This window comes from Bacillus sp. JH7, assembly GCF_001563515.1.
GTDB lineage: Bacteria > Bacillota > Bacilli > Bacillales > Bacillaceae_G > Bacillus_A > Bacillus_A cereus.
In genome coordinates, this window is sequence record NZ_LPUS01000001.1 from 2,188,824 (window position 1) to 2,204,318 (window position 15,495).

The window sequence follows — 15,495 nt, forward strand, 5'->3', positions numbered from 1 at the left end:
TTCTACATACTTTATTGTAGTCTTACAAGCTAATAAATTCTATTGCTCCATAACCTTATAAAGCTTTTGCAGATAACGCCAACGGGTTATAAAGAAATATAAAACTTGTATACATATAAATGAAATTAAAATAACGATAGAGCTATTTATGATAGAAAAATCGACTAATTGCTGTAATGCTATATAAGCGACTACAGTATGAATCACTGCAACGACAATTGGTAAAAAGAACATTAATAATAACTGTCTCGTTACAACTTTTTTTAACTCACCTTTACTTAATCCCATTTTCGAAATCATTTTATATTGCTGCTGATCGCGATCCAAATCTGTATATAATCGGAAATAAATAAAACTAGCAGCGAATGTAAAGAAGACGATTCCGACTAAAATACTTACCATAAGTAATAAACCATTCTTTTGCTTTGCTTCCAACAAGTTTAATGTTAAAGCTTCAAAGTAGAAATCTCTGTCCCTAAGATCTTTATCGAATATACTCTTTAATTGATTGGAAATCTCTTTCGTTTTTATCCAATCATCTACAACAAATCCGTAAGTACGATATGGAATTTCTTTATTAACTGGGTCACTAGTAAGAGGCATTCCATCATATACCTGATCTTGAACAGCGATATAAATAGTTCTAGAATCGTGTGGTAAAACTAAATTTTCTACAGCTTTTTTCACATGAAATGTCTTTGTCCAGTCACCTTGAATGACTTCTATATTCTTTTTATACTCGCCATTTTTAAATTCTTGTTTTTGTGATACGACTCCAGGAATTAATAAAATTTCATCTTCTTTTTCAATTTTTTCTTGTTGATAGCCTAGTGCTTTAGCAAGATCGTTGTATTCACTTAACTTCATTACATTTACGCCATTTTCTGTGTATATATATGAAGATGAAGCCATTCGATACGGAATATTAGCATCAGAAAGGTGCTTTTTTATAATAGAAAGATTTTTATTCAATACTTTGTCATTTTCAAGACTTCCATACAAAAATGTATAGGGATTTGTCATCCTTACTAAATTCCTATTTCCAATTGCGGCTGTTGTACCAATTGCTGTAAATGCAACTGCTGAAACAATAGATACTATAAAAAACATCGTTGCATTATCTTTCATACGGTAAATTAATTCAGAAAATGTTAATATATTTGTTCTCTTTAAAAAGAAAGATTCTCTCCTTTTAGCAAGGCGCAATATATACACGCTACACTGTGTATATAAAAAGTACGTTCCTATAATTACTAGGAGCACACCTATTCCAAGCGTAATAAAATTGGTACTTGGTATGAAGCGAAATACTGAAAAATATCCATACCCTATACTAATTAAAGAAAGTAGCGATAATAAAACTGAAGATTTCGGTTCAGGTTTTGGCTTTTCCTCTGCTCGAATAAGTTCCACAAGTTCCGTTACTTTTATCATTTTAAATGTAAATAATGAAACAATTAAAAACAAGAAAAGAAATGTGATAACAGTTAATAATACAGCCCGCACTGGTATATAAAAAGGTAAACCATTATTAATCATTAATACACTTGCACTTATCAATAAGACTAGTTTAGAAAATATGAGTCCAATGAAAATCCCTATACAAATTGAACCAAGTCCAATCAACATATTTTCAATTAATAATAATTTCTTAAGCTGTCTCATTGACATACCTTGCATCATTAAAATGCCAAATTCTTTCTTACGCGTTTTTAAAAACGAACTAACTGAATATAAAATGAAGAAAAATGAAAATACAAAAATCAATCCTTGCGAAACTGAAAATCCCAATGTACCAAATGCACTTATTGTTGCACTTGTTGATTTTAATTCCCCTTGTAAATCAGGATGAAATAATAAAAGAGCATACGTAAAGAAAACCATAATAGAAAATGTACTACTTAAAAAATGGGCAGCATATGTACGCTTATTACGAAAAATATTATTAAATGCGAACTGACGAAAAGTCATGCCTTTTCCCTCCTAACAAAGAAAGAACATCCATAATCTTTTGATAAAAGGCTTGTCTGCTTTCACCACAATAAATTTCGTTATATAGTTGACCATCTTTAATAAATACTACTCTACTGCAAAAACTCGCAGCATACGGATCATGTGTAACTAACATCATCGTTGCTTTTTCTTCTTTATTAAGAGTATCAAGCATCTCCATTACATCATTTGAAGATTTAGAGTCCAAGTTCCCTGTTGGTTCATCTGCAAGTAATAATTGCGGCTTATGAACGATCGCACGAGCGATTGCTGTTCTTTGAGCTTGTCCCCCTGATATTTCAAACGTTCTTTTATTCAAGATATCTGTAATATTTAACTTCTCTGCAATCTCTTCCAATCGCTTGTTCATTTCTTGCACGGAAACACCATCTAAAGTCATCGGCAATACGATGTTTTCTTTTACAGTAAGTGTGCTAAGAAGATTAAATGATTGAAAAACAAATCCTAATTGTTTTCTGCGGAATAACGCTAATTCTTCTGATGATAATTGAAAAGGATTTGTGCCATTAATAAATATTTCTCCCGATGATGGAGAATCAATAGTAGATACCATATTCAATAACGTTGTTTTTCCGCTACCTGATGGACCCATAATTCCTACAAATTCACCTTCTTGAATTGATAAATCAATATCTACTAATGCTTTATAAGGTACTTTCCCTTTATATACTTTACTAATACTTTTAGCCTGTAAAATTTCCATGTATATTCTCCCTTCATTTCCACTGCTCACTATAAAGTGTAAATGAATTGTCTTACAGCTCATATTGATTCATCTTTCATTTACCTTACACGCTTGTAAGATTTCTAAAAAAACTGACAACATAATTATTTCAAACTAAAATTAACGCATAACTATCTTATAATAATTGTATAGTAGTAGGAAATATAATGTATAATAAATCTTTATTATATAAATGAGAAAAGACCGATTGCTATCGGTCTTTTACTACCAAACGTTATATTTTTATCCACTCAGATTTTCTCAATATATAATGATTATATATTTGATTTTCTATCCTCTGTTGGCTCTTATAAATAAACCCGCATTTTTCAATAACTTTATTTGATGCTACATTGTTAATTAAAGCAATTGCGTTAAGGACATTTAAATTTGTTTCTTTAAAAAAAAGTCAATTAAACCTTTAGTCGCTTTTGTAGCATAGCCATGATTTTGATGTTCATTTGAGATAGCATACATTATCTCTCTGTTTGGTGAAGGGAGTTCTTCTTTCATACCTGTGCAGCACCATCCAATGAGTTCATTTGTAGCTTTCTTAAATATTCCTAGCTTTAACATATGATTATCTATGTTATTCGTAGTTTTCACTGCATCAAGAAATACTTTGTTTGCTGGTATTTCATAATCTGCAATCCAATCCACCCTTTGTTCTTTCGTTGATTTCCAGTCTGGTAAAAATTTTGCTATTTCCGGTTGATTTGCTATTTGATAAATACTCTCTGCATCTTTGACCGTAAACTCTTGCAAGTATATATCTCCACAATCTATTTTAAATAACTTAGTGAATCTCTCTTCTCCCATGTTAATCCCCCTTACTTACGTTATAGCTCTTTAATCTGCTTCGTAAGTTCCATAAACCGTTCATCCAGTGCTTTATATTCTTTGTCTTTAGAAGTTAAAAAGCTTAATTTCCCTAATACTTCTTGTCTCTCTGTTTCTAACGTTAAACGTAGCTCTTCAATATCATCTCTTGTTTTAGTAGGTTCTTCTAGCTGCTTTTGTATCGTATTGTTTGAAAACACGAGTTTTGTGTTAGTTGTTTTCTCCAGAAAATATCGATCGTGAGATACAATTACTAATGTTCCGTTATACTCAGCTAATGTATTTTCAAGTTGTTCACGTGAAGGTAGATCCAAGTGATTCGTCGGTTCGTCTAAAATGAGTACATCTTTTTCATCTAAAATATAAGCCATTAGCTTACACTTTACTCTTTCTCCCATACTCATATGCTCAATCGGCTCTTTCCATTGAGACGCTTGGAATCCTAAATGTTTCATTAAATTTTGGACTTTTCCTCTTTCTTCAAACGTCTCTTTAAAAAATAAATTTTCTGGTGTTTTATCAAGCGGTAAATCAAAAACTTCTTGTGTTAAATAGCCGATGTTTGCTGAAGGTGAAATCCATATTTCTCCTTCAGCAGTTTCCGTTCCCATAATCATCTTCAGTAATGTTGTTTTCCCACTACCGTTTGGTCCAACAATCGCAACTTTCTCACCGTGCTGAATTGTAAAATTAACGTTTTCAAATAATACTTTCCCATGAAAGTCTTTTTTTAATTGCTTCACTTCTAAAAAGCGTTTTCCTACTTTTTTGTTCGCTTGAATAGAAAACTCAACTGAATACTCTTCTTTCACACGTTCTACTTTCGTTTTCTCCAGCTCTTTTTCGAGTCTTTTTCGTTTTGACTTCACTTGTGCATCCATTCGCTTCGCTTTTACACGATAGAATTCTTTCACACCTTCTTGTTTTGTAGACTGCGCGTGTGCCTTTTGTGACCATGAACTCAATTCTTTTATATGTGTTTCTACTTGTTCTATCTTTTTTTGCTGCTTTTCATATTCACGCTGTTGTGACTTTCTTTTTTGCTCACGTGCTTTCATGTAGCTCGTATAATTACCACTATGCTCAATTAATTTTTTGTCCTCAATTGACCATATTTTTGTTGCGACAACATCTAAAAAATATCGATCATGTGATACAACGATAACTGTACCTTTCATGTTTTTTATTTGTTTAATGAGAAATCCCGTACTGATCTCATCTAAATGATTTGTCGGTTCGTCTAATATTAAGACATTAGGATTTTTAGCAAATCCTTTTGCTAATCGAATTTTCAGCTTTTCACCACCACTTAAAGTATGAAAATCGTTCGTTGGCACGCCCCATTTCGCAAGAAGTTCTGCTTCTTTTGCAATTACATCATTATTAATAAAAGATTCTATTTCTTGCTCAACATATGCGGTTGTCATATTCATTTGCTGCCATTCAACAATCCCTTTTGAAGGCTCAATCTTTCCATTTATTAATTGAAGTAACGTTGATTTACCAGCACCGTTTTTACCAATTAATCCGATAACATCCCCTTGTTTTACTGTCACATTAATTTTCTCTAACAACATATTTTCTTTTATTTCAACATAAACATCATTTAATTTTAATAGTTCTTTCATAATACCGATCCCTTTCATTAAGGGAGAATTAAAAAATCCTCCCAAATAAATTTGGCAGGATTAGTCGTTAAAATATTTACACCCAAATAAGCTATTACGTAACATAAATAGCAATACCGTTCTATGGAAATTGGGCAGACTAATCCTATTTTTTAGAAATTGAAATTTATTGAATTTCAACATTTAAAAATAAGATTAGTTAATCATCGTCCACCCATCATTCCTTTCTGTCATTAATAACCATATTGTACCATGATAATACTGTATGCGTAAATATTATTATTTGTACTTCAAAAGCAATTATTTTTCTTCAAGTTTATTTTTACAATTTCATGTGCTCATATCTTTAATTTTTACTAATTTGTATCATTTATTCATATGAAAACTTTTTAAAAAATACAAAACAAGGCTAAAAAACTTATCTCCAACGTTCTTTAGCCTTGATCACTTTTTACACATTAAAAAATATTACTCGTACTACCGTACCTTTATCAACTTCTGAATGGATTTCTACACTATGTCCTAATTGCTTCGTAATTTCATATACGAGATATAGCCCCATTCCTGTTGATTCTTTAAAATCTCTACCGTTTTCTCCTGTAAAGAAAGGTTTGAAGACTCTTGGTAAATCTTGCTTCGGTATACCTACGCCATTATCAGCAATTTCAAGTATAACGGTATTACCTTCCTTACAAGCTTTCACTTTAATCTTTTCTCTACTACCTGATGAATATTTAATCGCATTCGATAGTATTTGCCCAATTAAAAATTGTAACCATTTCGCATCACTTTCTACAGTAATGTCCTTATCAATTTCAAGCTCTGGATATACAAAATTCCGGATAAAGAACCGTTTATGCTCATGTACCGAATCATTCACTATTTTATGTAGTTGTACTCTTTCTACATAAAAATCTTGTGTAAATGCTTCTAAACGTGCGACATACAGAGCCATTTCTAATCCCTTTTTTAATCGATCAGTTTCCTCATTTATACTTTCAAAACGTGAATCTACTTCATCCTGTGTAATTAATTCTATTACAGATAAAGGTGTTTTCATTTGATGAATCCACTGATTCATAAAGGTTAAATGGTCATTATTTTTTCTCTCTTGCATTTGCAGCTGATTTTGATAATGTCGATATTGCACCTCAAGTAGTTCTTGAAGAGCAGCCGATACAGCTGCAAAATCAGATTTTTGAACAGATTCATCCAAAGATTGCATCGGGTTTGCTAAGCGCTCATAAAAAGAACGATGTGTAAAATAACGAAACACTAAATAACTTCCCATAAAGAAAATACCTAGAAACATTGCATATAACGCCGTTGTAATATGATTATGCCCATCAAACCAATATACGAGAAATATAGCTAGTAGTTGAATTATAGTAAAGCAAATAAGTGGTATATGATCACGTATAAACAATCTTATCATTTTTCTATACCAGTATCCCAAGTAATATGCAATCTATATCCAACACTACGAATCGTTTCAATCGCACCTTCTATATGTAACGTTTGTAACTTTTTACGCACACGTGTTGTATTTACACTTAATGTATTATCATCAACATAAGATTCACTATCCCATAATTTATTAAGTAACACTTCTCTACTCACAACACGCGGATAATTTTTCATTAATGTCTCTAATAAAATAGCTTCGTTTCTCGTTATATCAATCTCTTCGTTTCTAAGTTTCAATACAAGTCTTTCAGGATATAAACAAAGGCCTTGTTGCTCAATCATTCGCTCTTCTAGTTTCGGTGCATAATCTCCATATGCACGTCTTAAATGACTACGAATTTTCGCCACTACAACTTCATAATGAAAAGGCTTCGGAATAAAATCATCGCCACCATTTTCTAACGCCATAACTTGATCCATCGTACCTTCACGAGCCGAAATGAATAATATCGGACATGTAGAAACACCGCGAATTTGACGACACCAAAAGTACCCATCAAAACTCGGTAAATTAATATCTAATAAAACTAACTCTGGTTGTTCATCTAAAAAAATGTCTAATACATTTTGAAAGTCCGATACAATAACTCCTTGATAACCATATTTCGCAACATGTGTTGATAATAGTTCTGCAATTTTCATATCATCTTCTACAATCATAATTTTGACCATTATTGAACTCCTTTTTAATCCACAATCTCAAATATACTTATATAAAATAAATACTACCTCTTTTCACAAAATCCGTAAATTAAAAAAGGATGCTTTTATACAAAAGCATCCTTTTTCGTCCCTTATCTATTTAATATGAAATTTACTAAAAGTAAATCCTAGTTTCTCCACATAATCCATCCCTAATTCCATACGCGCCGTTTTCAACGGATCCACAACTTGGCAAACTTTTAAATTACCTGCTGCCGATAATAAAAGCGTTGCATCAGCTTTAGACATTGCTAATTCTTCATGTAAAAATGTCACCATATTACGTACAGCACGATTTGCTGCATCATCTAACAATTTCTCTGAAGCAATCGTCATCATTTTTTCTTTTTGAATAGCCATTGGTAACGGCCATTTCTTTTCTTTTATAATTTGAACTGTTACCGTTACCTCACCAGCAACCTCTACACCACTAACACCAATTTCACCATCACCCATTGCTGCGTGTAAATCACCTAACGCTAATAGTGCTCCTGGGACATTAACTGGTAGTAGTAATGTTGTTCCTTCTTTAATTTCTTTACAGTCCATATTCCCGCCGTGATCATGCGGTGTGCCACATGAAATGCTCTCTTCTTTCGGTGCAGTACCAATTACCCCAATCATTGGATTAATCGGGATTTGTAGTTCACTTGAAAACAAAACATGTTCATTATGTATTGGGACAATTTTCACTGTATTTTCATTTAACTCATCCCCTATTACACCAAGGTTTGCACCTGTAGTTAAAACGCCCTGCTCTGCAATTTTAATCTTTTCAATCGTTACGGCTAATATATCGCCAGGTTCTGCTCCTTTAACATATACAGGTCCAGTCGCTGGATTAATTCGGTTCCAATCTAATTCTTGAAACACAACATCTTCAGAATCGATTTGATTTTCAAAGCAATCATATGTTTCAAATACAAGACTGCTCCCAATTTCCACTTCCATACAAGGCTTATTTTCTGGTGACATTGAGTAAATGATATGGTCTTTATGAATTCGATACATAATACCTCTCCCTTTTATATTTATCTACTATTACTAATTAGCTCTTTTTATACAAGCTCCTCTTAAAATTAAATGTTATTTTTATGTAAAAAAGCACGCAGATTGTTTTATAACATACACTCTTTACTATAACAGAAAGGTGGTATCACTATGCCCCTTATTCCATACAACGAAAGTGATGTTGATTTACTAGCTCGTTTAATTCGTGCTGAAGCTGAAGGCGAAGGTCGCCAAGGTGAGGAGTTAGTTGGATGCGTTGTAGTAAATCGTGTATTTTGTGATTGCTTAGATTTTAAACAACTCCGTACCGTACGAGACGCCGTATATCAAAGCCCCGGCGGATTTGAAGCAGTACAATATGGATATTTTTATCAACGTGCTCGTGAATCAGAAAAAGAAATCGCACGAAAAGTTTTGCAAGGTGAATGGCGCTGGCCTGCACGATGGGCTCTTTGGTATTTCCGTCCAGTTGGAGCTTGTCCACCTGAATGGTATAATCAGCCATTTGTAGGACAGTTTAAAAGCCATTGTTTTTATGAACCAAGTGGTGATGAATGTCCGAAAATGTATTCACGATAGTAAAAAAGAGAACACCGAAAGTACCTGCTTTTATATATACTTTCGGTATTTTCTTTTTATTCAAGTAATCTAATAGTAAGATAAAATATTTAACTCCTATAACATTTTATTAATTGAATATTCAACATGTACTGAAGTTTCTTAGACTAATAGAAACCAAATGGTATATAAGAGATTATCACTAAATAACAACTTTTAGTTTTAATGTATATATTTATTTATAAAAAAATGATAAACTAATTTACGCATTGGAAAAATTTTATAATGATAAAAAGGGGATCACTATGAAATTACTACGTTTATTTCTCATTCTAACTCTTGTTGTATTATTAAGCGCATGTGGTAATACAGCAGTAAAAGTCACCAAGGTTCAAAAAAACGGCGAAACAACTTTAAACATTGGCTCCCTGAAAGGGTATTACGATGTACAAACGATCAAAACTGAACAAGGAAATGTACAATTTCCTTTTGATGCAACCGTTGAAGAGGGTACAATTTTATTACAAATCACTAAAGACGATAAGGTCATTTACGAAGAAGAAGTCACTTCTCAAAAAGAAGGTTTACTTTCTTTTGAAGCACCAAAATCTGGATCTTATAATTTAATTGTACGCGTAAAGAACGAAAAAGAAAAAGCAAAAGGTATACAAATACATACAAAACTATAAAAAAACGGCAAGCGAATTCTAGCTTGCCGTTTTTATTTCTAACTCAATTTTCATAATATATACTTATCGATTAAACGAATTGTTTTGTGTATACTTCATCTTTATTTACATTCTATATTTAGACATTATTCTTAAAAAATCTTCTAAAATAAAAATTAAGTTATGACTTCCGGAATTTTAGTTTAATTATCTAAAAAAATTCTTTATCGCTTCTAATTGAATTTTATGACTACACTCATCACAACAATATGCCCCGTTTGGTTTCTCTTTAAATCGCTTATATTTTTCACTGCCTTCGTAAACACGAAATATATTCTTACAAGAAAAGCAAACAATCTCATAAAACATCATATGCATTTTCCTCTCCTTGTTTATACACTTTTTTAATCACTTGTGAGAAGGTCATTTTTCTACAGCATAAATTTTAATATCCTTTGACTAAAAGGTTTACCTCTATTCTTATCGAATTATATTAATATCTTATAACGCGAGGTGAACATCTTGTTCAGTAATATAGAATTAGTTTTAGATGCTAAAGCAAGTTTAGCTGAAGGACCATGTTGGAATGGAAAAAAGCAACTTTTATATTGGGTTGATATTATGGAGAGAAAATTATGCATATACAATCCTACCGCTAATACGAACCGAGTAATTGCTCTCAATCAACAAATTGGCTGTGTTGTTCCATATTTAGAGGATGTACTACTCTTAGCTATGGAAAAAGGCTTTTATTCTATTAATGTAAATACCGAAAAACTGACACATATTTTTGACCCTGAACCACATTTAATAGAAAATCGTTTCAATGATGGAAAATGTGATCCAGCTGGTCGTTTCTGGGCAGGTTCTACAGATACATACGGTATGAATGCTGCAGGTTCCTTGTATTGTTTACATCATAATTTAAGTGTAGAGAAAAAAGTTTCACATGTAAATACATCAAATGGAATTGCTTGGTCACCTGATCATACATACTTTTACTTTATAGATACACCTACTAAAAAAGTGGTTCGCTATCAATATAATATACGTACTGGAGACATTCATAATCCAATTGATGTAATCATTTTCTCTGAAAATGATGGTCTACCTGATGGTATGACAATTGACGAAGAAGGTTGTTTATGGATTGCACATTGGGGAGGTTCAAAAATAACTAGATGGCATCCCTCTACTGGAGAACAAATATTAAGCATTCCAATTCCTGCGTTATATGTTACATCATGTACATTTGGTGGGCCTAATTTAAAAGATTTATATGTTACAACAGCCAGAACAAGAATGACAGATGACGAATTAAAAGAGTATCCACATGCTGGTGGTATTTTTCGAATTCAAACAAATATAAAAGGTTGTCCTACATATGAATTTTGCAATAAAAATATTGGGGCTGAAACAATATGAACCGTATCGATTACATAAGACAAGAAGAAAAGAAATATCACGACCTTTGCTATGAACAATATAAACTATTTGAAATTGGCTCTTGGCTGTACAAACCGGTTAAAACAGTTATGGACTTGATGGATCACTTTGAAGGACAAAACAACTTGCAAGTACTTGATCTTGGCTCTGGCGTCGGTAGAAATAGCATTCCAATTGCACAAAAATTAAGAAATACTAGCGGCACTGTTACATGTGTTGATTTACTTAATTCCGCTTTAACAAAGCTACAAACTTATAGTAAAGAACATGATGTATTCGAGGTTATAAAAACAGAACAAGCAGCAATTGAAAACTATCATATTGACTCTAACGCTTATGATTATATCGTTGCAGTATCAAGTTTAGAGCATGTTAAATCAAAAGAAGATTTAAAAAAAGTGCTCCATTCTATGAAACAAGGGACAAAAAACGGCGGTATTAATTGTTTGATTATTAACTCTAACATACAAGAAATTGATTTAAAAACGAATGAAGAATTAGAAGCTTTAATTGAAATTAATCTCCCAACTGATGAAATGATACATCTATTAAAAAGTATTTATAAAGGATGGAAAGAAGTAAAAGTTGAAATAAAAGAATTAGCTTATAATATAGTTCGTAATGAAAGACACATTCAATTAAAAACAAATGCTATAACGTTTGTAGTTCAGAAATAATCGTATAATAAAGATATGGTTATTTCTCTCAGATTTATTTTTATTGCACGAAATTTGCAAGTATAAATATTTATGAAACAAAAAAATAAAAGAGCACTTGTTTCCGCAAGTGCTCTTTTGGGGATTTTGAGATACCCTATTAACGAAAGTTAAGGTTACTTAAAGTTAAAAGGTATTTATATTATATGCTTGTCCTTTTTATTTGTGCATAATCAATATATAAACATCTTTAATCATTCTTAATAACTTTTAGTTATCGTTCTTTCTTACATTTTATCATTAAGAAATTGATTGAAGGTTTATTTACTATGTTCTTATTTGGTTCATCAATTTCCGAAACTTGTACTAATCCATATTGATTAAAATCTTTTTTTATAGATTCAGAATCATAGAAGAACATTTTTACACCTTCCATTATCTCATAATAATCTTTATCCAACTGTTTTCCTTTTCCGTACATGGGAGCTTTTTTAGAAACAGTTGTAAAAACCATATATCCTCCTGGTTTTAACTGATTATAACAATCTTCAATAAATTTCTCTCTTTCCTGTCCATTCAACAAATGAAGAAGTGCATGACTAAATATCCCATCATACAGTTTATTATCAAAAGGCATTTCGTTTACTGAACCGTGATACATACTAACATCTTCTAGTCCGTTTTCTCTTGCTAAATCGATCGCTGTTTTCGAAATTTCAATGCCTGTTACATTTATACTATTTTTGATAAATACCTTTGCGTTTCTACCATATCCAATACCGGGAACTAATATGTCCTTAATGTTCTTTTCTAGAAAAAAATCTTTTGTCAAAATTGCAGATTCTGTAGGTTCAAATCCCCACATTGTTTGTTTCTCAATAAAACTTGATTCCCAAAATTCCATTTTATTTTTATCTCCTTATTCTTATCTCATGTTTAATATCACATGAAAGACCTATTCATTTTAACGCTGCTTTTTTCACCACAGTCACTATAGCTCCATTGAATATAGCATATTAATAAGCCTATATCTAATTTAAAGATTGGCTGAATATCTATTCTAAATATTAACTTTTACATTTAGAAAAAATAAAAAATGCCAATAATTCAATTGTATATTGGCATTTCACATAAGAAATTATCTTTTTATTTTGTGCTGATCTAATGTTTTTTCTAACATTTCTAAAGTTATCGGTTGAGCTTTCTCTATTAATTGATAACCAATACGTCCATTCGGCTCAGCTGTAACTTGCTGCAAAATCTTTAAATCATGTATTCCTTTTTCTCTTAATTGCATATAAAGTTGTTGTTCAGACATTTTTGCCTTCATCAAGTTCGCTTTAATAATCTCTCCATTTTCAACAATTACAAAGCTACTGCCATTTAGGAATTGTTCCGCCTCCCTTGATTTCAGTTCAAAGAAATGAATGATAAGAAGTACGCTTGCAAATATTACAGCTGCAAATATAGATGGGACTACATTCCTACTTAATACAGGCTCTACAATAATACGCGCAATTGATACTACTATGATGATTTCAGCTCTTGTCATTTGGCTAACAGATTTACTACCTGTCATTTTTAATGCAAGAATCCCAGTGAGAATTAAAATAATGCTTTCAACAATAATATGCATAATAGCCCAATCCTTTAATGGTAAATGTTATTAGCATTCTAGATGCACTTTAAACTTTTTGGTGAAAATTAAAACTTACATATATAGAAAATGGATCTATTTAGATCCATCTTTTTTCAATAAGAATTTGATGATCTATTTTCTATTGTCAAAAAAACAAAAGCACCCAAATGGATGCGTATAGATTAAACTTATTCATTATTACTTTCTCCACTTTGATCATCAACTGATTTCGAGTCTAACATGCTGCCTATATCAGGCGGTAAGGCTAGCTCTATACCAGCTACTGGTTGATTATCTTCATTAAACCATTGTTTCTTAAATTTACTCAATTCTTCATTTTTCTTATTTCCATCCATATTACCCCGCCTTTTATGTACGTGATATTAAATACTTTACTTAATATGTACATTGAGAAAGATAATATACGATTTGTACATAATGAAAGAGCAACAACCCGTTGTGCCTATTAAAAATTAACACGTACATGCTACTCCTCGTTTTATTATCATATTAATGACAAAATATATGTGAGCTACGTGACAAGTACGTTGTCATTTTATTCATATGAGACAAATACTTTTAAAGGAGTAATTATTCCTTGACTTAATTCCTCAAAACATTTTTCAAGTGCAGTATAATGAATTTCATGTTGAAAAATCTCTTCTATCCATGGCGTCTGTTCTATTTGACTAAAAAACCAATCTGCATGTTTTTGGTAACCATATCCATCACTTGAACCAATGATTTTCAATTCTTTTCGATAAAAGTCGGCGGTTAATGTTAAGTCTTCTATATTACCATCAGAAAGAATACATATCGCTCTATTACTATTAATGGCCTTTTGTAATGTGTGAAACCCTCTATTTGTAGCAGAACATTCCAAACCGTAATTATATGTTTCTATTATTTGTTTTTCTGAATCAAAGAGGTTTTTCGCACCAAACTTCTTTGCAAATTCTCTTCTATTTTTATTAGGCTCAACAACATCCATATGCTTAACACCTACATAGTATTTTAAGAAATAACAAGCGAGTAAACCGATAACTCCCAGTAATAAGTACTTTTTCATCCTGTCGCGGGTCTAGCTTCAATACCCCTTTAGCAGCATCACACGAAAGAATAGATAATAAAGCAACTTTAGGTTTTATATAACTAGGTACTCGAATTACTTTATCTCCCTTAACTATTCCTATCGTTTCATGTCCATAAAAAGAAACTACTTTATCACCTACGTTTAAATTTGTTACTTTATTACCAACTTGAATTACTTCACCATAACTTTCATATCCAGTTTTTTTTGGATAGATAGGATTTGTATCTGTAACATCCGATTCTTTATACTGTGGTAACTCTGCTCCAATACTTATTGCACCTGCAATTGTTTTAACGATAATTTCATTATCCTGTATAGACTTAATTTTACATGTTTTCCACTTAAGACGTTTTGGTCCTTCTAAAACTAATTTATTTTATTCCATTTATACCCCTCACATTTTATAAAATATATTCTCACTAAATTTCAAACAATGTATAATAGATTCATCTAAAATTAAGCTATAAAGTTGGCTAGCAACCAACAGTGATAATATGATAATTGAATTTGATGGATATGAAATAAATGAGTATGTTATTGGCCTTACCTGCTCTATACACGAAATAAGAACAATGTATTTACATGTTAAAAGTGAAGAGTTATCTAACGAAGATCTTCTAAGCTTATTTTGTGTACGGTATCACTTTGAAAAATCCTCAAAATTACTACAAGAAGAAGTCCTAAGCGATGCTGTCATTGATTTAGATACAGACTATATTTATATCCCTAATAGATAACAATACACTAGATTTAAATGAGTAGAAATTACGATTCAGCTAAGTGTTTAATAAAATAAGTGAATGCCCAAATTAATGTCGCAAATTGAGTGACAAAATACATTGTCCATTCAAAACCAGTCAATTTTCTCTCTCGTTTCACTTTCTTTAAGTATCTGTAAAATATAAATGTACTTAAAAACATAAGTAATAATGATAATTGCTGTAAATCATCGACTATACGTACCCCCATAGACTCCATCACCCTCCCATTCAAAATAAATGCTATACTTTAAAGATATCATCTATTGGTAGTTTATTTCCATTTAAAACA

At 31.5% G+C, this 15,495-nt stretch carries 16 protein-coding genes and 2 pseudogenes; 5 read left to right on the forward strand and 13 right to left on the reverse strand.

The window, feature by feature from the left end; translation table 11 throughout:
* Positions 1-39: 39 nt before the first annotated feature.
* From AU379_RS11100 to AU379_RS11130, 7 genes and pseudogenes are all read right to left on the reverse strand, one after another.
* Positions 40-1,971, reverse strand: a complete 1,932-nt coding sequence (locus AU379_RS11100; RefSeq protein ID WP_061139257.1) for an ABC transporter permease — start codon at positions 1,969-1,971, stop codon at positions 40-42.
* On the reverse strand, positions 1,946-2,716 hold the full coding sequence (locus AU379_RS11105) for an ABC transporter ATP-binding protein (protein ID WP_061139258.1): 771 nt from the start codon (positions 2,714-2,716) through the stop codon (positions 1,946-1,948). The genes AU379_RS11100 and AU379_RS11105 overlap by 26 nt, the downstream gene beginning before the upstream one ends.
* Positions 2,717-2,972: 256 nt before the next feature.
* Positions 2,973-3,556 (reverse strand): annotated as a pseudogene (locus tag AU379_RS11110) (GNAT family N-acetyltransferase).
* 20 nt (positions 3,557-3,576) lie between these two features.
* Positions 3,577-5,205 (reverse strand): ribosomal protection-like ABC-F family protein, encoded by a 1,629-nt coding sequence (gene abc-f / locus AU379_RS11115; RefSeq protein WP_061139516.1) that lies wholly within the window; start codon positions 5,203-5,205, stop codon positions 3,577-3,579.
* A 451-nt stretch (positions 5,206-5,656) separates the two neighbouring features.
* Positions 5,657-6,640: a sensor histidine kinase gene (locus tag AU379_RS11120; protein ID WP_030025701.1), complete on the reverse strand. Its 984-nt coding sequence runs from the start codon at positions 6,638-6,640 to the stop codon at positions 5,657-5,659.
* Positions 6,637-7,344, reverse strand: a complete 708-nt coding sequence (locus AU379_RS11125) for a response regulator transcription factor (RefSeq protein WP_000238990.1) — start codon at positions 7,342-7,344, stop codon at positions 6,637-6,639. Before AU379_RS11125 ends, AU379_RS11120 begins: the two co-directional genes overlap by 4 nt.
* A gap of 126 nt (positions 7,345-7,470) precedes the next feature.
* Positions 7,471-8,385: an acetamidase/formamidase family protein gene (locus AU379_RS11130; RefSeq protein WP_061139259.1), complete on the reverse strand. Its 915-nt coding sequence runs from the start codon at positions 8,383-8,385 to the stop codon at positions 7,471-7,473.
* Positions 8,386-8,535: 150 nt separating this feature from the next.
* On the opposite strand from AU379_RS11130, the gene AU379_RS11135 reads away from it, so the two are divergent.
* Positions 8,536-8,964 carry a cell wall hydrolase gene (locus AU379_RS11135; RefSeq protein ID WP_001128398.1) on the forward strand — a complete coding sequence of 143 codons (429 nt, stop codon included), beginning with the start codon at positions 8,536-8,538 and terminating at the stop codon, positions 8,962-8,964.
* A gap of 284 nt (positions 8,965-9,248) precedes the next feature.
* Positions 9,249-9,632 carry a hypothetical protein gene (locus tag AU379_RS11140; protein WP_000771814.1) on the forward strand — a complete coding sequence of 128 codons (384 nt, stop codon included), beginning with the start codon at positions 9,249-9,251 and terminating at the stop codon, positions 9,630-9,632.
* Between the two features lie 186 nt (positions 9,633-9,818).
* On the opposite strand, the gene AU379_RS28965 is transcribed toward AU379_RS11140, so the two are convergent.
* Entirely contained in the window at positions 9,819-9,989 is a 171-nt protein-coding gene (locus AU379_RS28965) for a DUF2197 domain-containing protein (RefSeq protein ID WP_000551047.1), read from the reverse strand.
* Between the two features lie 144 nt (positions 9,990-10,133).
* On the opposite strand from AU379_RS28965, the gene AU379_RS11145 reads away from it, so the two are divergent.
* Positions 10,134-11,036 carry an SMP-30/gluconolactonase/LRE family protein gene (locus AU379_RS11145; protein WP_061139260.1) on the forward strand — a complete coding sequence of 301 codons (903 nt, stop codon included), beginning with the start codon at positions 10,134-10,136 and terminating at the stop codon, positions 11,034-11,036.
* A complete protein-coding gene (locus tag AU379_RS11150) occupies positions 11,033-11,734 on the forward strand; it encodes a class I SAM-dependent methyltransferase (protein WP_061139261.1) in 702 nt (233 codons plus the stop codon). The genes AU379_RS11145 and AU379_RS11150 overlap by 4 nt, the downstream gene beginning before the upstream one ends.
* A 253-nt stretch (positions 11,735-11,987) precedes the next feature.
* Here the strand turns inward: AU379_RS11150 and AU379_RS11155 are convergent, their stop codons facing one another.
* From AU379_RS11155 to AU379_RS11165, 4 genes and pseudogenes are all read right to left on the reverse strand, one after another.
* Positions 11,988-12,617, reverse strand: coding sequence for a class I SAM-dependent methyltransferase (locus AU379_RS11155; RefSeq protein ID WP_000397592.1), 630 nt, complete (start codon positions 12,615-12,617; stop codon positions 11,988-11,990).
* Between the two features lie 234 nt (positions 12,618-12,851).
* Positions 12,852-13,349 (reverse strand): YetF domain-containing protein, encoded by a 498-nt coding sequence (locus AU379_RS11160; RefSeq protein ID WP_000547584.1) that lies wholly within the window; start codon positions 13,347-13,349, stop codon positions 12,852-12,854.
* 191 nt (positions 13,350-13,540) lie between these two features.
* Positions 13,541-13,708 carry a hypothetical protein gene (locus AU379_RS30560; protein WP_000348947.1) on the reverse strand — a complete coding sequence of 56 codons (168 nt, stop codon included), beginning with the start codon at positions 13,706-13,708 and terminating at the stop codon, positions 13,541-13,543.
* A gap of 200 nt (positions 13,709-13,908) precedes the next feature.
* Positions 13,909-14,770: pseudogene (locus AU379_RS11165) on the reverse strand (alcohol dehydrogenase catalytic domain-containing protein).
* 169 nt (positions 14,771-14,939) lie between these two features.
* On the opposite strand from AU379_RS11165, the gene AU379_RS30915 reads away from it, so the two are divergent.
* Complete coding sequence (locus AU379_RS30915; RefSeq protein WP_009326972.1) at positions 14,940-15,182, forward strand: hypothetical protein; 243 nt, start codon at positions 14,940-14,942, stop codon at positions 15,180-15,182.
* A gap of 28 nt (positions 15,183-15,210) precedes the next feature.
* Here AU379_RS30915 and AU379_RS11170 read toward each other — a convergent pair whose 3' ends face one another.
* On the reverse strand, positions 15,211-15,414 hold the full coding sequence (locus AU379_RS11170) for a hypothetical protein (protein ID WP_000538966.1): 204 nt from the start codon (positions 15,412-15,414) through the stop codon (positions 15,211-15,213).
* Positions 15,415-15,495: the final 81 nt, after the last annotated feature.